The following is a 19578-nucleotide window of genomic DNA, read 5'->3' as shown; positions in this document are numbered from 1 at the left end:
ATCCCGGTACGGCCCAGGGGGGAAGCGGCCGTTCCGGGTGCCGTGGAGGGTCGGACTCGGGCGGTGAAGAGCCCGTGAGGACAGATGGTCCGGGAATGCGGGCAGGTGCCGCCCGACGGCTTGGATCCGGCGCCACGGATCCGGGGAAGCCAGGGAGAGTTGTAGACCTGATCATCCGTCAACGTCAAGGTGTGACAAGGCAGTTGATCATCGTTCGACGACTTTTCCCTGCCGGTGGGAACGTTGTTGATCACGGCTGCCACATAATCAACACCCTTTACTCACAACTTGCTTGACCCATGGCCGTAACCGCCGGTAACTTCCGTGTCGCTACTGCGGAGTACGTGAAAGCCCTTACAGCCGCCGGGGTGGGAGGAGACGTGCGCCGCAGCCGCTGTCCGCGCCAGGACAACAAGCCACTGAAGCCGCACATCCGCACGTGAGCCCCACTTGCGTCGACTATGCCCCTGGGAGCAGCACATGGCCTCGTCCGTCGGCACCATCTCCGAGACCCCCGAAAGCGGTTCCACCCCGGAAGCCTCCGACAGACCCGCCAGACGCGGGCGGGTCCGGGGACGCCGGGCCGCGATCATGGCCGTGCCGGCCGTCGCGATCACCGCGGGTCTCGCGATCCTGACCGCCGAGGGCGCTCTGGGCGTCCAGTTCGCCATCTCCGGCATGCCCTTCACGGTCACCGCGACGGAGCTCAAGGGCACCGGGTTCGAGCAGTTCGGCGGGCTCGACAACATGGCGGACAACAGCCCGAACGCCGGCGACACCGGCGGCCAGGTACTGGTCGTCACCTCCGCCATCAAGCGCGCGACCCTCACCAAGCTGTGCCAGAGCGTCGACCTGGGCGGCACCAACCTGCTCATCAAGGCGGGCCAGGGAGACAAGAAGGTCGAGGCGACCGATCTGACCACGGACTCGACCGAGCTGTCGGGTAACGCCTCCTTCGACAACATCGAGATCGGCAACGACGCCAGCACCCTCACCAAGGCGGGCGTGAAGGGGCCCATCGGCGTCTTCAGCCAGCAGGCCGACACGGTGTACATCGGCGACCTGCGGCAGACCAACTACGCCACCACGGCAGGTGTGTTCAAGCTGCCCGGCCTCAAGCTCAGCTTCAGCAGCACGGGTTGCTGATGGAGAGCCAGGAGCCGGTGAGCGGACGCGAGCCCGAGGGCGTACGGCAGCCTGTGGCCCGCCAGGACGCGTTCACCCGCTGGGTGTACGGACGCCCCTTCTTCGGTGGACTGTGGCTCACCCTGGGCGGGGCATGGATCCTGCTCACCATGAAGGCCTCGGTGAAGGTCGTCCTGCATGTGGGGATGCAGGGAGTGGCGGGCTACCTCCTGCCGACCCTGATGGTGCTGCTGGGGCTGCTGATCCTCTTCAGCCCCGACCAGCGCCTGTTCTACTCGATCACCGGCGTCCTGATCTCCATGGGCACCTGGGTCACCTCGAACCTGGGCGGCTTCATGGTCGGCCTCCTGCTGGGGGTCGCGGGGAGCGTCCTGACCTTCGGCTGGCTGCCCGACCAGGACCCGCGGGTGAGCCGCCGCGAGCGGCGCGAGCGGGGCCGGGAGGCGGAGCGGTCCGCTACCGGTACCGACCCGGGGCAGCCCGGTCCCGCGGCAGCCACGGCGCAGGCCGGGATGGTCTCCGGTACACCGCAGGCCACCCAGTAGCCGGGTGCGCACAGACCGCGCCCGTCCGTGGGATCAGGCACCTCCGCGGGAACGCACCCGCCCTCCCGGGGCCCGGACCGTGCAGGAACCGCCCGTCAGACGCCGGGCAGCCTGCGCGGTTCGACGCGTTCCTCGACCGCCGTCCCGCCGTCGCGACGTACGACGTAGGCGCCCTTTCCGGGCACCTCGGTGACGGCCTCGACGAGTTCGGTGCCGCGGTAGACCAGTCCCACGCCGTCGTCCGTGCAGTGGGTGGTGGGCAGGGTGCCGTCCGCGACGAGCCGGTGGACCAGGGGGCGACGGCCCGGGTCGCTGTCGTAGTGCACGCCGTTCCCGTACGGCAGGAAGCCCAACGCGTCGGTGAGCGGGCGGAGTTCGGGGCCGTACGAGTCGGTGGTGCCGCCCTCGAACCAGCACAGGGAGCCCGCGCTGACCCCGCTGAGCACCACCCCGGCCTCCCAGGCCCTGCGCAGGACGCGGTCGATCCCGTGCACCCGCCACACGGCGAGCAGGTTCGCCACCGAGCCGCCCATGACCCACACCACGTCCTGCTCCAGGACGGTGCCCTCGGCGTCGTCCAGGTTGGGCATGGGGAAGAGCTGGAGCGGGGTGAGGTCGAAGCCGGCCACCCGGGCCGCCTCGTGCATTCGTGCCGTGAAGTGTTCGGCGTCCCCGATGGCCGTGCCGACGTACATCACGCGCGGCCTGCGGCCGTGGGCGCCCGACAGATCCACGGCGTGGTGCACCAGCGCGTGGAACGACACCATGGTGCGACCACCGGTGCGGTGTCCTCCGGAGGTGGCGACGATGGTCGGTTCTGGGGCCATTCACATGATCATAGCCAGCGCCGCGCGAGGACAGGGGCGAGGACGGGGGCATGCTCGATGACCTCGACCGCGGTCTGATCCACGCGCTGACGTCGACGGGCGAGTGCCGTTCCGTCGGGTCGCCTCGGTGCTGGGCGTCTCGGCACAGACGGTCGCGCGGCGGTACCGGCGGCTGTGCGCGGACTCCGGACTGCGGGTGGTGGGTCGTGGACGAACCCTCACCAGGCGCGTCTCACCCAGTGGTTGGTACGGCTGACGGTGGCCGCCCGGTCGGCCCGGGACATCGAGAAGGCGAGGGTGAAGAGGCCGGCGCCGCAGCCGACGGCGGTCAGCGTGATGGGCAGGGCCCACGGATACGCGCCCGGCGTCGCCGCGTGGTGGACAGCCACGCTCGCGCACAGGCCTGCCAGCAGGACCCCCAGCCCCGCGTGCATCACGCGGCGCCCCCATCGCCGTACCAGATGCGCCCGCGGGGCATGCCGATGCGGCTGCGCACCTTCGCCGAGGCCGCGGAGATCTTCACGGGACTGGACGGCGTGGAGCCGGGCATCGTCCAGGTGCACACGTGGCATCCGGACGGCTCGGGCACCGAGGTGATCCGTGACGCGGACATCGCGATGTACGGGGTGGTGGGGCGCAAGCCGTGAAGCGGGTGACGAGGCGGGGAATGACACGGGGCCGTGAACGCCACCCCGCTACCGCCACCTCCTCCTGCCCGCCAGACGTGAAGATCATTACGATGCGGAACCGAGAAGCCACTACAAGGGGCTGATCACTTGACTACCGGCGGTCACACGCGGTTGGCTCCTGGCCAGTGAAGGTTAAACCGGCCGGCGCACCCGCGTTCCGGCCACCCCTTCGCGATCCGCCTGCTCGGCCGCACAGCGAGGTGCCGCACCCATGAACACTCCTCCCCCACCTCGGACTCCCTCGAGATCCCTGCGCGTGGCCGCCCTGACCTCCGTAGCCCTCCTCCTGCTCGCCGGCTGCTCCGGCGCCGGCGGCGACTCCGCACTCGAGTCGGGCAGGGGCGTGGCCGAGGGGGCGGACGCCGCGGGGCTGAAGGTCGCTCTGATCACCCACGGCGGCGAGGGTGACGCCTACTGGGAGCTCGTACGGAAGGGGGCCGAGGCCGCCGCCGCGAAGGACGGTGTCGATCTGACCTACGCGAACGACTCCGACCCGGTCGGCCAGGCCCAGCTGGTGCGCGACGCGATCAGCGACCGGGTCGACGGCATCGCGGTCACCCTGGCCAAGCCGGCCGCGATGAAGGCACCGGTGGCCGCGGCGCGGGCGGCGGACATCCCGGTGGTGGGCCTCAACTCCGGAATCGACGCCTGGAAGTCGCAGGGGCTGCTGGAGTACTTCGGCCAGGACGAGAGCGTGGCGGGCGCGGCCGTCGGGGACAAGCTGAACGGCCTGAAGGTCAAGCACGCGCTGTGCGTCATCCACGAGCGGGGCAACGTCGCCCTGGAGGCGCGCTGCGCCGGTGTGAAGAAGACGTTCCGCGGCGAGACCGAGAACCTGTACGTGGAGGGCACCGACCCCGAGGCCGTGGACACCGTGCTCACGGCCCGGCTGCGCCAGGACCCCGACATCGACGAAGTCGTCACCCTCGGCGCGCAGTTCGCTCTGGACGCCGTGGGATCGGTGAAGGCGGCCGGCAGCAAGGCCCAGGTCGCCACCTTCGACCTCAACAACGACCTGGTCAAGGCGATCCGCACCGGGGACGTACAGTTCGCGGTGGACCAGCAGCCGTATCTGCAGGGCTACCTCGCCGTGGACTCCCTGTGGCTGTACCGGACCAACGGCAACATCAGCGGGGGCGGTGTGGCTCCCGTCCTCACCGGGCCCGCGTTCGTCACCCGGACGAACGTCGCCGCGGTCGCGAAGTTCGCCGCGGCCGGCACGAGGTGACATCACTTCGGAACGACAACTCGCCTCCGATCACCCCACTCCGCTCTCCCTGACCGCCCAAGGACGACCATGCCCGACCGGAAAGGTACCCGGCGCCGCCTCGGCTCCATACGTCTCTCCCTCATCATGCTGGCGCTGGTGCCCAGCGTCACCCTCGCCGCCATGTGGGGCGTGACGACCACGCAGGTGTTCTCGGAGGGCCTACGGCTGCGCTCGCAGACCGATCTCAGCCGGTCGACCGGCGCGATGGGTACCGAGGCCACGCTCGCGCTGCAGGGGGAACGAGCGTTGTCCGCCGCCTGGCTGGCCAAGGTGCCCGGTTCCCGGGCCGCCCTGGACGAGAAGCGCGCAGCCACGGACGCGGCGGTCGCCAAGCTCGTCCGGCGGTCCGACGAGATCCAGCGGGCGCCCGCGCGCATCGCCGACCAGCTGTACTCGGTCCTCGGCTCGGTGGGCAGCCTGGAGTACTACCGCGACCAGGTGGACCACCCCACCGACATCACCGCCCAGCAGGCGCTCGACCAGTACACGTCGATCATCGACGACCAGATACACGCCTTCCAGCAGCTCTCGCAGGTCGACGACGGCGACCTCACCTCGCAGGCCGGGCCGCTCGTCGCCATCGAACACGCGGCCGAGCTGACCTCGCAGGAGGATGTGGCGCTCACCCTGGCCTGGCCGTCCGGGCATCTCGACGAACAGGCCTGGGAGCAGTTCGTCCAGCTGGTGAACACGCGCCGGTGGCTCGTCGAGGACCAGATCGTGCCCGCGCTGAGCGGCTCCGCGAAGACGCAGACCGAGCGGATCCTGGCGAGCGCGGACTGGCGGGCCCTGACCGCCGTCGAGGACCAGGTGCTCGCCGCGCGTCCGGCCGCCGGGACGGGGCAGGTGGCCCTGCCGGACCTGCGGAAGCGGTGGACGCCGGCGATGGACAAGGTGTCCGTCCGCTACACCGCGCTGATCCGGCAGCAGACGTCCGGGCTGCTCTCCCGCAGCGCGGACAAGGCGCACGAGCAGCTGCTGACGGCGGCCTCGCTCAGTGCCGGCGGGCTCATCGCGCTGCTGCTGTGCCTCGTCATGTCCTGGCGGATCACCCGTTCGCTGTCCCGGCGGCTGCGCGGCCTGCGGGAGGCCACACTGAGCCTGGCCCAGGAGCGGCTGCCGGACGTGGTCGCACGGCTGGACCGGGGCGAGAAAGTCGATGTGGACCGGGCCGCACCGGAGTTGGACTACGGCTCGGACGAACTGGGGCAGGTGGCCAAGGCGTTCAACGCGGCGCAGCGTACGGCCGTGGTGACCGCCGTCGAACTCGCCGACACCCGGCGTGGATTCCAGAAGGTGATCCTCGGGATCGCGCGGCAGAGCCAGAACCTGGTCAACCTCCAGCTCAGCCGGCTGGACACGCTGGAGCGCGAGCACCAGGACCCGGACGTGCTGTCGGGGCTGTACGAACTGGACTCCACGGCCAGCCAGTTGCGGCGGTACGAGGAGAACCTGGTCATCATCAGCGGCGGGCAGCCGCGGCGCAGCTGGACCGAGCCGGTCGCGCTGATCGACATCCTGCGCAGTGCGGTGGGTGAGGTCGCCGAGTACCAGCGGGTGGAGGTGCACACGGAGGAGGAGGTCTGTCTGGCCCCGCCCGCGGTCGCGGACGTGATCCACCTCCTGGCCGAGCTCATCGAGAACGCCACGCTGTACTCCCCCGCGCCGAGTCTCGTCTCGGTACGGGCGGGGATGGTCGCCAAGGGCCTTGCCGTCGAGGTCGAGGACCGGGGCCTTGGTATGTCGGAGGATGAGTACGCCTCCCTCAACGCCCACTTGGCCGAAGCCCCCAAGTTCGACGTCGTCGCCCTCGCCGACGACCTCCGCCTGGGCATGTTCGTCATCGCCCGCCTCGCCAACCGCCACGGCGTCCAGGTGACGCTGCGGTCCTCGCCGTACGGCGGAACGACGGCGATCGTGCTGATCCCGCACGAGATCGTCGTACGGGAGGAGAGCGAGCCGGAGAACCTGGTCCGAGCCGTCGCTCCAGCCGCTTCGGGGGCCTGGGCCGGTGTCGGGGCCATGGCGGGGCCGGGCCATGCGGAGAGTCCGTCCGACGGAGACCGACCGAGGGACTCCGGGAACGCCAGGCCCCTGGCACGTACGGGGCTTGGGTCGGATGCAAGGGGGCCGGCGAGCACAGCACGCGCGACGGGGGCGGCGAAGGCGGGAGACCTGGCTGGTGCACCGGGGGCGGCGGGCGCGGGTGACCCGGCCGGTGCTTCGGGGCCGGCTGAAGCGGGAGACCCGACCGGCGCGTCGGGGCCCGCAGAAGCGGGAGACCCAGTTGACGCACCGGGGTCGGCGGACGCGGCAGACCCTGCTCGGGTTCCGGGAGCCGCAGGCGCGGGAGACCCAACCGGTGCGTCGGGGCCCGCAGAAGCGGGAGACCGGGCTCCTGCACCGGGGGCGGCGGACGCCGGAGGCTCGACCGGTGCCTCGGCCACCACGGGCCCGGGAGACCCGACCGGCGTGTCGAGGGCCAGGGACGCGAGAGGTTCGGCTCGTACGACGGGGTCGACGGACGCGGGAGACCCCGTTCGACCAACGGGAGCCGCGGACGCGGAAGACCCGACCCGTGCCTCGGCCGCCACAGGCCCGGGAGACCCGGCCGGCGTGTCGAGGGCCCGGGACGCGAGAGCTTCGGCGGCCGGGGCTGGTGCACAAGACGCTGCCGCCCCGGCGAACACACCAGGACCCACCTCCGCGGGAACTTCCGCGGCCGCGGCCGGCGCACGAGGCGCGGCAGCCCCGGCGAGTTCGTCGGGATCCATGAGTGCGTCGCGTCCGGTGGGCGCCGCCCGCCCGGACGGGCTCGCGCCTCTCCCCCGGCGGGTGCCGCAGACCAGTCTGGCTGTCGAGCTGAGGGAGGACGCCCCGGTCGTCGGCGAGCAGGAGGACGCCGAGGAGTTCACCGCGGACCGCGCGGCCTCCTCGCTCGCCGGATTCCAGCTCGGGACGCTCCGCGCCCGGGACGAGGACGAGGTCCTCGACACCCTGGAGAACACGACCAGGACCGGGACCGACCCGCTCGGCACCCCCGTGGACGGATTTCCCGGCGCTCGGGCGAACTCTGGCCCCGCCGGGGAAACACCCCCCACCGACCGGAACAGTCTGCCCAGTGCTTCCGGCAACCCGGACGCCGCCAAGGACGCTCCCGCCGACGACCCCCTGCGTGGTAGCCCCGAAAAAACGGCCCCCGCCGACCACAACCACCACCCCGCCACCCCAAAGACCCCGGACGCCGCCCAGCACCCCCCCGCCGACGCCCCCCCGCCCGGCACCCCCGAAGAAACGGCCCCCGCCGAGGCCGTACCCACCGGTGCCCCGCAGGACGCGGCCGTCGCCGCTCGTAGTCCCCGTACCGATCGCTCATGAAGGACACGCCATGACACGCCCCACCCCCGCCACGCACACCCAGCTGGACCAGCTGCTGACCGGACTCGTGGAGCGGGTCGCCGACGTGACGCAGGCTGTCGTGCTCTCGGAGGACGGGCTGGTCGTCAGCAAGTCCACCGGGTTCCTGCGCGACGACGCCGAGCGGCTGGCGGCGACCGCGTCCGGTCTGATGAGCCTGAGCAAGGGCGTCAGCATGGACTTCCGGGGCGGCCCGGTGCGCCAGGCCCTCATCGAGATGGCCAACAGTTTCCTGATCCTCACCTCCGCGGGGCCCGGCGCCCACCTCGTCGTGCTCACCGGACCGAACGCCGACGTCGGTGTCGTGGCGTACCAGATGAACATGCTGGTGAAGAAGATCGGCGAGCACCTCAGCGCGGCACCACGGGCCGGCATCGGCCCCACCGGCGGGTGAGGTGACCGACAGCGACGCGGCGGCCAGACTGGTGCGACCGTTCGCCCTGACCGGCGGAAGGACGCGGCCCAGCCGTGCCGATTTCACCCTCATCACCACGGTGACCGCGGTGGATCCGCCACCGGAACTCGCCCCGCGCCCGCAGGCCGAGCAGACCCGCATCCTGCGCCGGTGCGTCCGCCCCGTCGCCGTGGCGGAGCTGGCCGCGCTGCTCGACCTCCCGGTCAGCGTGGTCGTGATCATGCTCTGCGATCTGCTGGAGGCGGGCCTCATCACCGCGCACCCGCCACGTCCCGTCTCGCCCCGCACCCCGGACCTGGACCTGTTGCAGAAAGTGAGGGAAGGCCTTGGTCGGCTCTGACCCGCTCGCCACCGAGACAGCCGGTACTCCCACCGCACCCGACACCGTCAAGATCCTCATCGCCGGGGGCTTCGGAGTCGGCAAGACCACCATGGTCGGGTCGGTCAGCGAGATCGCCCCGCTGCGCACGGAAGAACCCCTCACCGTCGCGGGCCTGGGCGTCGACGACCTCGCCGGGATCGAGCAGAAGCGGGCCACCACCGTGGCCATGGACTTCGGCCGGATCACCATCAGTGACGAACTCGTGCTCTATCTCTTCGGCACCCCGGGCCAGCAGCGGTTCTGGTTCATGTGGAACGACCTCGCCGTCGGCGCCCTGGGCGCGGTCGTCCTCATCGACGTCCGGCGCCCGGAGTCGAGCTTCGCCGCGGTGGACTTCTTCGAACACCGGCGCATCCCCTTCGTCGTCGCCGTGAACGGCTTCGAGGGCCGGCACCCGTACCCGGCCGAGGACATCAGGGAGTCCCTCGCCCTCCCGGAGGGCGTCCCGGTGGTGTTGTGCGATGCGCGGCGACGCGAGTCGTCCCGGGACGTGCTGATCGCCCTCCTGGACCTGCTGATCGCCGCGGCCGTCGAGTAGCGGCAGCTCACTCGTCCGGACCGGTCAACTCCTCGTCCGAGGACGGGATCAGCCGAGCTCTGAGGTCCGGGTCGGGCATCTCGCGGTCGAAGGGGAACATCGGCCGGCGGATACGCCGGTGGCCGAGGCGCGGCAGGTCCTGGTCGACGCCGCCCGGGGTGAGGGCCATCTTCCAGTCGGCGGCCATCGCGAACAGCTCGGGCTCCAGATACCCGATCTTGACGAGGACGAGGTCCGCCTCGCGCGGCGCCAACTCCAGGTCGGTGAAGTCGTGTTCACAGTGGTACGGCTTTCTCAGGCGCGTCAGGATCACATACACGCTTCCCACCCGCAGCACCGCCTCGGTCACCGCGTGCTGGTCACCGTGCCGGATCGCGTGGACCACACCGGTCAGGGTGAGCGGGCCCGCGTGACGGTCGTCGACCTCGGCACCGGCGGTCACGGTGACCGTGGCCCCGACGCCGGCCTGCACGGCCGTGTCGACGGCGGCCGGGCCCGGGAGCGAGGCGTAGATGACCACCGGGCCCGAGGGCTCCTGGAACTCCGGGCGGGCCAATACCTGTTGGAGCCCCCATGTGACGTCACCGGCGCCGCCCGCTGTCGGGTTGTCACCGGTGTCGCTGATGAAGTACGGCCGCTTCCGCGAGGCCAGCGCCGTGTCCAGACACTCCTCGAGCGTGCCGGTCGGGGCGACGAAGTCGAAGTCGTGGCGGGCCTTCCAGAAGCCGCGGGCGAGCCGTTCGGCACCGGTCGTCACCGCGTCCGCGGAGGAGCCCGTGACGACGATCGCGGCCCGGTTGCGGGGCTCGTCCGCCCACGCGTAGCCGACCCAGATCGCCGCGTCCGTCACTCCGTCGGTCCCCTCCACCTCCGCCACGGCGGCGTAGACGCTCTTCGCCGGCTCGATCCGGGTGGAGGTCTGCTCGCCTGCCAGGAGTACGGGGACCGGGATCCAGGCCTTGACCGGGCGGGGAGCGCCGCTCGTGAGGTGGTTCACGAGGTTGCGGGCGGCCCGCTCCTTCGTCTCCGTCGCGTCCTCGTGCGGGGCCATGCGGTAACAGGTGATCAGGTCGGTGCGGTGGGCGAGTTCCCGCGAGACGTTGCCGTGCAGGTCCATGGAGGCCGAGATGATCGTTTCGGGACCGGTGATCTCCCTTATGCGGCGCAGGAGTTCGGCTTCCGCGTCGTCCACGCCCTCCACGGTCATCGCGCCGTGGATGTCGTACCAGAGGCCGTCGATGGGGCCGATCTCCTTCAGCCTGTCCAGGAGTTCGGCGGTGAGGTCGGCGTAGGCGCGGGCCGTCACCGTGCCGCCGGGCAGCGATGTGCCGACGAGGGCGCCTCGCCAGGTGGCGGCCTGGCGCAGTCGCTGACCCGGGGCGAGGAAGGGGTAGCGGGTGAGGATGTCGTCGCCGCGTCGGGGGTGGAAGGCGGGGGCTTCGGTGCGGGCTGGGGAGAACGTCGAGGATTCGATGCCGAGGCCTGCGATGGCAATTACGGGGCGGGATGAAGGCACGGTTGCTCCAGGTCCGTTGTTGTCTGCGAGTTCGTCGTGGCTGGTCGGGCCCCTACAAGCCGCCGGTGACCGTCTGCATCGCCTGCGCCAGTGCCCGCTGCAGCGCGAACTGGCCCGCCCCCGCCAAGCCGGCATCGGCGCCCAACGACGTCCGCTCGATCACCAGGTGCTGGGTCACCAGCGGATGGCAGCCTTCGTACAGCTGGCTTCGCACGGCCGCGACGAACGGCTCCAGCGTGGAGAGGATGCCGCCCAGGTACACGGCGTCGGGGTTGAAGAAGTTGACGTTGGCGGCGAGGACCTGGCCGAGGTAGCGGCCGGCCTGGCGGACCGCGCGGGTCGCTTCGGGGTCGGCGTCGAGAGCGAGGCGTACGACGTCCTCGGTGCTCGCCACCGGCAGGCCCCGTTCCCGCAGGATCCTGACCAGTGCCGCGCCGGAGGCGACCGTCTCCAGGCAGCCCGTGTTGCCGCAGGAGCACGGGGTGTCCTGGGCGGCCTCGACGCGGACGTGGGTGATCTCCCCGGCCCCTCCGGTCGCGCCCCGGTACAGCCGCCCGTCCGCGATGACGCCCGCCCCGATCCCGGAGCCCACCTTCACCATGATCGACTGCCGGTGCTCGACGGGCCGGACACTGTGCTCGCCCACGGCCATGCAGTTGGCGTCGTTCTCGACGGCCACCGGGACGGCGAAGCGCTCCTCGAACCAGTCCCGTACGGGGAAGCGGTTCCAGCCGGGCATGCGCGCCGGAAGGGTGACGAGGCCGGGATCCACGTCGACCGGGCCCGGCAGGCACAGACCGACGCCCCGCAGCTTCTCCCGGCCGTGCCGGTCGATGAGCGTCTGGAGCGTGTCCGCCAGGCCGGGCAGCGCGGCCTCGGGCCCGTCCGCCGTGGCGAACGGCACGGTCGACACGTCGGTGAGGCCGCCCCCGGGGTGCACGACCCCGACATGCGCGTGCTTTCCGCCGAGGTCGGCCGCGACCGCGTATCCGTCGCTGCCGCCGAGCCGCAGCACCTTGCGCGGCCGCCCGCCGGTGGAGGACCGGGTGCCTTCCTCGGCGACCAGGCCGTGCGCCAGCAACTGTCCGACCGCGAAGGACACGGTCGAGGGCGCGGCGCCGAGCAGAGCGGCGAGTTCCGTACGGGTCGACGCCTGCCCGGAGGCGAGGAGTTCGAGGACGCCCTCGGCCAGCGAGGAGAAGCCGGAGCCGTGCCGTCGATGCGGTGGCGGACTTTTTTCAAGCATGGTCGAAGTTACTCCCGAATTCGACGGCCCAGGCGTCGAGCGTAGGCCCGAAAACCCTCTCCGTGCTTTTTCCAGAACAGCAGAAACAGGCTTTTTACAGCGGCAAGCCTATTTCTTCCAACGGAGGGGGCGTTCACTTGCCCCACCCCCGCTTCCATCTCCCTGGTCCCAGGAGCACGCCATGCCCCCTGCCCGCTCGAGACTCCTCGCCGGTGCCGCCGCCCTCAGCGCGGGCACCCTGCTGCTCACCGCCTGTTCGGGGTCGAGCGGCACGTCGTCGTCCGCGCACGACACGATCAACTACGCGCTGCCCGCGAACTTCACCCCGAACTGGATCCTGCCGATCGGCACCGCGGCGCACCTCAACACCAACAACATCTCCATCGCGAACACGCTGTGGGAGCCGCTCATCGCCTACGACGGCTCGACCGGCAAGATCGGCTGGAACAAGGCCGGTTCGGTCGCCACGGACGCCGAGTTCGCCGCGGACAACAAGAGCGTGACGATCACCCTGGGCGACCGGCACTGGAGCGACGGGAAGCCGATCACCTCGGCGGACGTGAAGTTCTGGTTCGACCTCATCAAGGCGAACAAGTCCGAGTGGGCGGGCTACAACCCCGGCAAGGCGCCGGACAACTGGACGTCCTTCAAGACGGTCGACGCCCGGCACTTCACGATCACCTTCGACAGGGCCTACAACCCGCAGTGGATGCTCGCCAACGAGCTGAACTCCATCAACCCGCTCCCGCAGCACGCCTGGGCCGGCGGCCGGGATGCCAAGCAGGCCTGGACGTACCTCAACGACGCGGCGAAGAACATCTCCGGGTACGCCTCGAACCCGCTGTGGAAGACCACCAGCGGCCCGTACTCCGTCAAGTCCTTCTCCACCGCCGGCAAGGTGGTCCTCACCGCCAACAAGAAGTACGACGGCGGCGAGAAGGCGAACATCCCCACGGTGAACCTGCTCCCGTTCACCACCACCGACGCCGAGAAGAACGCCCTGCGCTCGGGCAGCGTCGACTACGGCTACATCGAGGCGACCGACCTCGACCAGAAGGACAGCTTCACCGCGCAGGGCTTCAAGGTGGAGCCGTGGTCGGGCTGGGCGATCACCTACATGCCGTACAACTTCAACAACCCGGCGATGGGCGCCGTGTTCAAGCAGCTCTACGCCCGTCAGGCCATCCAGCACTCCATCGACCAGGCAAGTCTCGCGAAGGTCGTCTTCAACGGGACGGCGGTACCCGGCTACGGTCCCATCCCGCAGGGACAGGCCTCGGACTTCCTGTCGCCGGTGCAGAAGGACAACCCGTACCCCTTCTCGAACGACACCGCCAAGTCCCTGCTGACCAGCCACGGTTGGACCGAGCAGGGCGGGGTCATGACCTGCTCCGAGCCGGCGAAGTGCGGTGAAGGCGTCGCCAAGGGCACGAAGTTCGAGATGCAGGTGCTCTCGCAGTCCGGCTCCGCGGTCACCGACAACATGATGAGCGCGATCCAGTCCTCGCTCGCGAAGACCGGCATCAAGTTCTCCATCAAGACCGCTCCGGTCAACTCGGTGCTCTCGCAGACCCCGCAGTGCACGTCCGGGCAGTCGATCTGCAAGTGGCAGCTGAGTTTCTTCGGCACGGCGGGCAGCTGGTACTTCAACGCCTTCCCGACCGGTGACTCGCTGTTCCAGACCGGCGGCGGTTCCAACTTCGGCAACTACTCGAACGCGGACGTCGACAAGCTCGTCTCCGCCTCCACGACGTCGAGTTCGAACCAGGCCATCCAGGGCTACAGCGCGGCCCTCGCCAAGGACCTGCCCGTCATCTGGCTGCCCGAGCCGGACTACCAGATCTCCGTCGTCAAGAACGGGCTCGGCGGCTTCTCCCAGGACTCGCTGGCCAACTTCCACCCGGCGCAGTGGAAGTGGATCGGCTAGTGGACACAGCCCTCTATCTCGTCCGTCGGCTTCTTCAGGCCCTCGCCGTGATCCTGATCGTCACGGTCGTGGTCTTCTGCCTGCTGCACGCGCTGCCCGGGGGTCCCGCGCGCGGGATCCTCGGACCGCAGGCGACGGCCGGGCAGATCGCCGCGTTCAACCACGAGCAGGGGCTCGATCGGTCCCTGCCCGTGCAGTACGTCCTGTATCTGCGCGAGTTGGTGCGGGGGGATCTCGGCACGTCGTACACGCTGAACGAGGCGGTCTCCCGGCTGATCGAGCAACGGTTGCCGAAGACGCTGGTGTTGACGGTGCTGTCCGCGATGGTCGGGCTGGTGCTGGCTGTGCCGTTGGGTATGTGGCAGGCCGTGCGGCGGAACAAGCCGGCCGACTATGTCATCACCACGCTGAGCTTCGTCGCGTATTCGACGCCGGTGTATTTCCTGGGGCTGCTGCTGATTCTGCTGTTCACGCAGACACTCCGGTGGTTTCCGTCGCAGGCGCCGCAAGGGGACACGCTGGGGCAGGTGCTCGCGGATCCCGCGGGGCTGGTGCTGCCCGTGGTCACCGGTGCCGCGTCCATGGTGGCCGTGTTCAGCCGCTACATGCGCGGCGCGACGCTGGAGAACCTTTCCGAGGACTATGTGCGCACCGCCCGGGCGGGGGGCGCGGGGCAGTACGCGGTGCTCTTCCGGCACGTTTTCCGTAACTCGCTGACGCCGGTGGTGGCGATGCTCGGGTATTACGTTCCGGTGCTGTTCGGGGGCGCGCTGGTGGTGGAGCAGCTGTTCAACTACCCGGGAATGGGGCTCTTGTTCTGGTCCGCGGCCCAGTCGTCGGACTATCCGGTGCTGCTCGGGTGTGTGCTGGTGATCTCGGTGGCGACTGTTGTGGGGACCCTGCTCGCGGATGTGGTGCAGCGGGTTGTCGATCCTCGGGTGAAGGAGGGGCGGGCGTGAGTGGTCGTGTTTTGACTGCCGGCCGGTGGGGGCTTGTCGCGCAGTTCCCCGCGCCCCTGAGAGCGCGCTTCGCGCGCAATCGGCTCGCTGTTGCCGGGGTCGCTGTTGTCGTTCTCTTCCTGCTGTTCTGTTTCGTCGGGCCGCTGGTGTACTCCACCGACCAGACGCATACCGATCTCACGCAGGTCAACCTGGCGCCCAATTCGGCCCATTGGCTCGGTACCGACGCCGTCGGGCATGACCAGCTCGGGCGGCTCATGTACGGCGGGCAGGTGTCACTGCTCGTGGGGCTCGCCGCCGGCGTCCTCGCCACCGTGATCGGGACGCTGTGGGGTGCGGTCGCGGGGTATGCGGGCGGCTGGGTGGACGCCGTGATGATGCGGGTCGTCGACGCCGGCATCGCCATCCCCGCGCTGTTCATCCTGCTCGTCGTGTCCGCCATCACCAGTCCCGGCACGCTCGGACTGATCGTCGTGCTCGGGCTGGTGTCCTGGCTCGTGCCGTCCCGGCTGGTGCGGGCCGAGACGCTCACGCTGAAGAACCGGGACTACGTGCTGACCCTGCGGGCCACCGGCGGCACGCACGGGCGGGCCATCCGCCGGCACATCCTGCCGAACTCGGTGTCCACGATCGTCGTCGCGGCCACGTTCCAGATCGCCGACGCGATCCTGCTCATCGCCTATGTGTCGTATCTCGGGCTCGGCGTGCAGCCGCCGAAGACCGACTGGGGCGGCATGCTGTCGGCCGGGCTGACGGCCGCGTACTCGGGGCGCTGGTGGCTGATTGTTCCGCCGGGCCTCGCGATCATCCTCGTCGTGTGCGCGTTCAACGCGATCGGCGACGGGCTGCGGGACGCCTTCGACGTGAGGGGACGCGCGTGAACATCCTGACCATCGAGGACCTCGGGGTGACCTTCTCCACGGAGACAGGTGACGTACCCGCCGTCCGTGGCGTGTCGCTGCACGTCCGGCCGGGCGAGACACTCGCCCTCGTCGGCGAGTCCGGGTCCGGGAAGTCGACGGTGGCGCTCGCCGCGATGGGGCTGCTGCCGGGCACCGCGCGCACCTCGGGGCGGGTCGCGGTCGACGGTACGGAGATCGTCGGAGCCTCGGAGGCCTCGCTCGCGCGGCTGCGGGGGCGGACCGTCTCCATGGTCTTCCAGGAACCGGCCACCGCCCTCGATCCGCTGACCCGGGTCGGCGCCCAGATCGCGGAAGTCGTACGGAACCACCGGGACGTCTCCCGGTCGGAGGCCGCTCGTGAGGCGGTCGAGCTCCTGCGCCGCGTCGGGATTCCCGAGCCGGAGCAGCGGGCCTCGGCCTTCCCGTTCCAGCTGTCGGGCGGGCAGCGGCAGCGGGTCGTCATCGCCATGGCGATCGCCAACTCGCCCGGTCTGCTGATCGCGGACGAGCCGACCACCGCGCTCGATGTCACCGTGCAGGCCGAGATCCTGGACCTGCTACGGCGGTTGGCGGCCGACTCAGGCACCGGCGTACTGCTGGTCACGCACAACATGGGCGTGGTCGCGGACTTCGCGGACCGGGTCGCCGTGATGCTGCGGGGCGAGGTCGTGGAGACGGGGCCCGTGGCGGAGGTGCTGTTGCGGCCCGGGCACGAGTACACGCGAGGGCTGCTGGCGGCGGTACCGCGGCTGAGGTTCAGCGGCGAGGACGCACCCCCGGCCGAAGAGCCCCCGGTGGTGCAACTCCGGGACGTGTCGGTGCGGTTCGGGCGGGTCCAGGCCCTGGACGGCGTCTTTCTCGACGTCCGTCCCGGAGAAACCGTCGGGCTCGTGGGCGAGTCCGGGTCGGGCAAGTCGACCGCCGCCAGGGTCGCACTCGGGCTCATCGCGCCCGCCTCCGGCTCGGTGTCCCTGTTCGGTGCCGACCTGGGCCGGGTCCGGGGCCGGAAGCGGCGGGCGCTCCTGTCCGGTGTGGGGGTGGTGCTCCAGGACCCGGTGGCCTCGCTGGACGCGCGGATGAGTGTGGCCGAGTGCGTGGCAGAGCCCCTCAGGGTGCACCGCGGGGGGATGTCGGGGGCCGAGCGGCGGGACCGGGTCGCGGAGGTGCTCGAACTCGTACGGCTGCCCCGGGAGTTGGCGGGGCGGGGTCCGCGTGAGCTGTCCGGTGGTCAGCGGCAGCGGGTGAGTCTCGCCCGGGCGCTGGTCCTCGAGCCCCGGTTGCTGGTCGCGGACGAGCCGACGAGCGCGCTGGATGTGAGTGTGCAGCGGACCGTGCTGGAGGTGATCGCCGAGTTGCAGCGGGAGTTGGGGTTCGCCTGTCTCTTCGTCTCCCACGACCTGGCGGTCGTGCAGGAGTTCGCGCAGCGGGTCGTCGTCATGCGGGACGGGCGGGTCGAGGAGCAGGGGCCGACCATGTCGACGCTGCTGCGCCCGGAGACCGAGTACACCCGGCGGCTCATCGCGGCCGTCCCCGTGCCGGATCCGGTGGTGCAGCGGCGGCGGCGCGCCGAGCAGCAGGCCGGGGTCACCGCGTGAAGGCGGTCGCCGGTGTCGACATCGGCGGTACGAGCACACAAGTGGCCCTGTTCGCGGATGACTTGGGGTCGGTCGTCGACCGACTGGAGGTGCCCACGCCCGCGGCCGCCGGCGGGGGCGCGATGGTCGGCGCCGCGCTGGACGCCGTACGTCTGCTGCTCGACCGTACGGACGTACGGCTGCTCGGGGTCGGGGTCGGGGCGGCGGGTGTGGTGGACACGCGGGACGGGCGGATTCTGGTCGCCAGCGATTCCTTCCGGGACTGGGCCGGGTTCGCGGTGACGGCGGCGTTCGAGGAGGCACTCGGTGTGCCGGCGTTCCTCGACAACGACGTCAACGCGTTCCTGCGCGGCGAGGCGACGGCCGGGGCGGTGGCGGGCGAGCGCGATGTGCTCGGGATGACCCTCGGCACCGGGGTCGGCGGGGCGCTGTGGCTGGACGGCGCGCTCTACGGCGGGCCGCACGGCGCGGCGGGCGAGATCGGGCACATCCCGGGCTTCGGCGACCTGCCGTGCACGTGCGGCGGGCGCGGCCATCTGGAGACGCTGGCGTCGGGACGGGCGATCGCGGCGCGGTACGGGGAGCGGACCGGGCGGGCGCTGAGCGCGCGCGAAGTGGCGGAGGCCTCCGACCCGGACGCGCTCGCCGTGTACGAGGACGCGGGCGCCGCCGTCGCTCGCGCGCTCCTCGTCACGGTGGGCCTGCTGGATGTCACCACCGTCGTGATCGGCGGGGGCGTCAGCCGCGCCTGGACGCTCCTCGAACCGTCGATCCTGCGGGCCCTGGCCACCGAACCGCCGGTCAGCGGGCATCCGGTACGCGTGGTGCCCTCGCTGCTCGGCGGGGACGCGGTGGCGGTGGGCGCCGCGGCCCGGGTCCGGGCGGAACTCGGAGTCTGACCTGCGCGCCGACCGGAGGTCCGTGCGGTCACGACGTCGGGGCTGAGCATGGCCACGTCGGGACCGGCGCGGGCCCCCTGTGGAGGAGGCCATCCCTACAGGGGAGACCACCCGCGCCGGTTCTCGACCGAGGTCAGCCCAGGCCGTTCGTCTTCAGCCACGCCTTCGCCACGTCCAGCGGGTCCTTGTTCTCCAACTGGACCTGGAGGTCCATGTCGAGGAGCGCCTTGGTGTCCAGCTTGGCCGAGACCGCGTTGAGCGCGGCGACACCCTCCTGGTCGAGACCGGACTTGTAGACCAGCGGAGTCACGTTCGCGAAGCCGAAGAGGTTCTTCGGGTCCTTGAGGACGACGAACTTCTCCTTGGTGATGGTCGGGTCGGTCGTGAAGATGTCCGCGGCCTGCACGGTGTTCTTCTTCAGCGCCGCCTGCGTCAGCGCACCGCCCGCGTCGAGCGCCTTGAACGACTTGAACTTCAGGCCGTACTCGGACTCGAGGCCGAGCAGACCCTGCTGCCGGGTCTGGAACTCGGGCGAGCCGCCGATGACGAGGTCCCCGGCGATGCTCTTGAGGTCGGCGACGGTGGACTCGGCGGTCAGGTTGTACTTCTTCGCGGTTTCCGCGTTGACCGTGACCGAGTCCTTGTCCTCCGCCGGCGCCGAGTCGAGGAGCGTCAGCTTGGAGTCGAGCTTGGCCTTGACCGCGGTGTTCACGGCCTCGGTCGACTCCTGTGCGGCGTTCTTGTCCAGGTAGGCGAGCAGCGAGCCGTTGTACTCGGGCAGGACGGTGACGGAGCCGTTCTTCAGCAGGCCGTAAGTCGTCTCGCGGCTGCCGATGTTGGGCTTGTAGGTGACCTTGATGCCCTTGGCCTTCAGTGCTTCACCGTAGATGTCGGCGAGCAAGGTGCTCTCGGCGAAGTTGTTGGAACCGACAACGACGGTGTCGCCGCTGCCGGCGCCCCCGCTGTTCTCGTTGAGCGGGTCGGAGGTGTCGTCGGAGGACCCACACCCCGCCAGCAGGACCGTGGCGGCGGCGAGCGCGACAGCGGCCACGCCGGGGTTCTTCCTGATGGACCTGCGGTGTGCGGCGGTAGAAGTCACGATTCCCGTTCCGGAACTCAGGGGATGCAAGGTGGTTCAAGGACGTTCGGGGGTGAGCCCTTGCACTGATCCAATCCAGCCTGTTCTCGGTCAGTCAAGACCGGCCTGGTCACAATTGGCACCCACCCATGGTCGGTTGTGAAGGAAGAGCGAAACCGGCACGCGGGGTGCAGCGCGGGTTGTAACGGATTCTTGACTCAGGGCGG

Annotated in this window: 17 protein-coding genes and 2 pseudogenes; 14 read left to right on the top strand and 5 right to left on the bottom strand. The window is 70.5% G+C overall.

Features of this window, described 5'->3' with window-relative positions; genetic code table 11:
* Positions 1–480 precede the first annotated feature (480 nt).
* Entirely contained in the window at positions 481–1146 is a 666-nt protein-coding gene (locus QF027_RS36630) for a DUF6230 family protein (RefSeq protein ID WP_306974988.1), read from the top strand.
* Positions 1146–1691, top strand: a complete 546-nt coding sequence (locus QF027_RS36625) for a DUF6114 domain-containing protein (RefSeq protein WP_307079440.1) — start codon at positions 1146–1148, stop codon at positions 1689–1691. Before QF027_RS36630 ends, QF027_RS36625 begins: the two co-directional genes overlap by 1 nt.
* A 95-nt stretch (positions 1692–1786) precedes the next feature.
* On the opposite strand, the gene QF027_RS36620 is transcribed toward QF027_RS36625, so the two are convergent.
* Positions 1787–2518, bottom strand: coding sequence for a Type 1 glutamine amidotransferase-like domain-containing protein (locus tag QF027_RS36620; protein WP_307079438.1), 732 nt, complete (start codon positions 2516–2518; stop codon positions 1787–1789).
* Between the two features lie 103 nt (positions 2519–2621).
* Here QF027_RS36620 and QF027_RS36615 point away from each other — a divergent pair, with 103 nt between their 5' ends.
* The gene (locus tag QF027_RS36615; RefSeq protein ID WP_373432453.1) at positions 2622–2774 is read left to right on the top strand and encodes an AsnC family protein; all 153 of its coding nucleotides are present in this window, start codon (positions 2622–2624) and stop codon (positions 2772–2774) included.
* Here QF027_RS36615 and QF027_RS36610 read toward each other — a convergent pair.
* Entirely contained in the window at positions 2737–2955 is a 219-nt protein-coding gene (locus QF027_RS36610) for a hypothetical protein (protein ID WP_307079436.1), read from the bottom strand. The two genes, QF027_RS36615 and QF027_RS36610, sit on opposite strands and share 38 nt — an antisense overlap.
* A gap of 33 nt (positions 2956–2988) precedes the next feature.
* On the opposite strand from QF027_RS36610, the pseudogene QF027_RS36605 reads away from it, so the two are divergent.
* The 6 genes and pseudogenes from QF027_RS36605 to QF027_RS36580 form a co-directional block, all read left to right on the top strand.
* Positions 2989–3165: pseudogene (locus tag QF027_RS36605) on the top strand (SAM-dependent methyltransferase); the annotation flags it as partial.
* A 253-nt stretch (positions 3166–3418) separates the two neighbouring features.
* On the top strand, positions 3419–4435 hold the full coding sequence (locus QF027_RS36600) for a substrate-binding domain-containing protein (protein WP_306974996.1): 1017 nt from the start codon (positions 3419–3421) through the stop codon (positions 4433–4435).
* 69 nt (positions 4436–4504) lie between these two features.
* Positions 4505–6670 (top strand): annotated as a pseudogene (locus QF027_RS49750) (nitrate- and nitrite sensing domain-containing protein); the annotation flags it as partial.
* Between the two features lie 1195 nt (positions 6671–7865).
* Positions 7866–8288, top strand: coding sequence for a roadblock/LC7 domain-containing protein (locus tag QF027_RS36590; protein WP_030313681.1), 423 nt, complete (start codon positions 7866–7868; stop codon positions 8286–8288).
* A gap of 1 nt (position 8289) precedes the next feature.
* On the top strand, positions 8290–8649 hold the full coding sequence (locus tag QF027_RS36585; protein WP_307079433.1) for a DUF742 domain-containing protein: 360 nt from the start codon (positions 8290–8292) through the stop codon (positions 8647–8649).
* On the top strand, positions 8636–9229 hold the full coding sequence (locus QF027_RS36580; protein ID WP_306975005.1) for a GTP-binding protein: 594 nt from the start codon (positions 8636–8638) through the stop codon (positions 9227–9229). Before QF027_RS36585 ends, QF027_RS36580 begins: the two co-directional genes overlap by 14 nt.
* Before the next feature lie 7 nt (positions 9230–9236).
* Here QF027_RS36580 and QF027_RS36575 read toward each other — a convergent pair whose 3' ends face one another.
* Positions 9237–10745, bottom strand: coding sequence for a M81 family metallopeptidase (locus QF027_RS36575; RefSeq protein ID WP_307079431.1), 1509 nt, complete (start codon positions 10743–10745; stop codon positions 9237–9239).
* A 52-nt stretch (positions 10746–10797) separates the two neighbouring features.
* On the bottom strand, positions 10798–11991 hold the full coding sequence (locus QF027_RS36570; protein WP_307079429.1) for an ROK family transcriptional regulator: 1194 nt from the start codon (positions 11989–11991) through the stop codon (positions 10798–10800).
* Between the two features lie 181 nt (positions 11992–12172).
* On the opposite strand from QF027_RS36570, the gene QF027_RS36565 reads away from it, so the two are divergent.
* The 5 genes from QF027_RS36565 to QF027_RS36545 are packed head-to-tail and all read left to right on the top strand — an operon-like array spanning position 12173 to position 18273.
* The gene (locus QF027_RS36565) at positions 12173–13918 is read left to right on the top strand and encodes a peptide ABC transporter substrate-binding protein (protein WP_307079427.1); all 1746 of its coding nucleotides are present in this window, start codon (positions 12173–12175) and stop codon (positions 13916–13918) included.
* Positions 13918–14877, top strand: coding sequence for an ABC transporter permease (locus tag QF027_RS36560; RefSeq protein WP_307079425.1), 960 nt, complete (start codon positions 13918–13920; stop codon positions 14875–14877). Before QF027_RS36565 ends, QF027_RS36560 begins: the two co-directional genes overlap by 1 nt.
* 11 nt (positions 14878–14888) lie before the next feature.
* On the top strand, positions 14889–15758 hold the full coding sequence (locus QF027_RS36555; protein ID WP_306986493.1) for an ABC transporter permease: 870 nt from the start codon (positions 14889–14891) through the stop codon (positions 15756–15758).
* Complete coding sequence (locus QF027_RS36550; protein WP_307079423.1) at positions 15755–17374, top strand: dipeptide ABC transporter ATP-binding protein; 1620 nt, start codon at positions 15755–15757, stop codon at positions 17372–17374. Before QF027_RS36555 ends, QF027_RS36550 begins: the two co-directional genes overlap by 4 nt.
* The gene (locus QF027_RS36545; protein WP_307079421.1) at positions 17371–18273 is read left to right on the top strand and encodes an ROK family protein; all 903 of its coding nucleotides are present in this window, start codon (positions 17371–17373) and stop codon (positions 18271–18273) included. The genes QF027_RS36550 and QF027_RS36545 overlap by 4 nt, the downstream gene beginning before the upstream one ends.
* Positions 18274–18406: 133 nt before the next feature.
* Here the strand turns inward: QF027_RS36545 and QF027_RS36540 are convergent, their stop codons facing one another.
* Positions 18407–19372: an ABC transporter substrate-binding protein gene (locus QF027_RS36540; protein WP_307079419.1), complete on the bottom strand. Its 966-nt coding sequence runs from the start codon at positions 19370–19372 to the stop codon at positions 18407–18409.
* Positions 19373–19578 lie beyond the last annotated feature (206 nt).

This window comes from Streptomyces canus (genome assembly GCF_030816965.1).
In the GTDB taxonomy this organism is placed as follows: Bacteria; Actinomycetota; Actinomycetes; order Streptomycetales; family Streptomycetaceae; genus Streptomyces; species Streptomyces canus_E.
The sequence above is the reverse complement of the archived record's forward strand: the minus strand, read 5'-3'. Positions and strand labels throughout refer to the sequence as shown.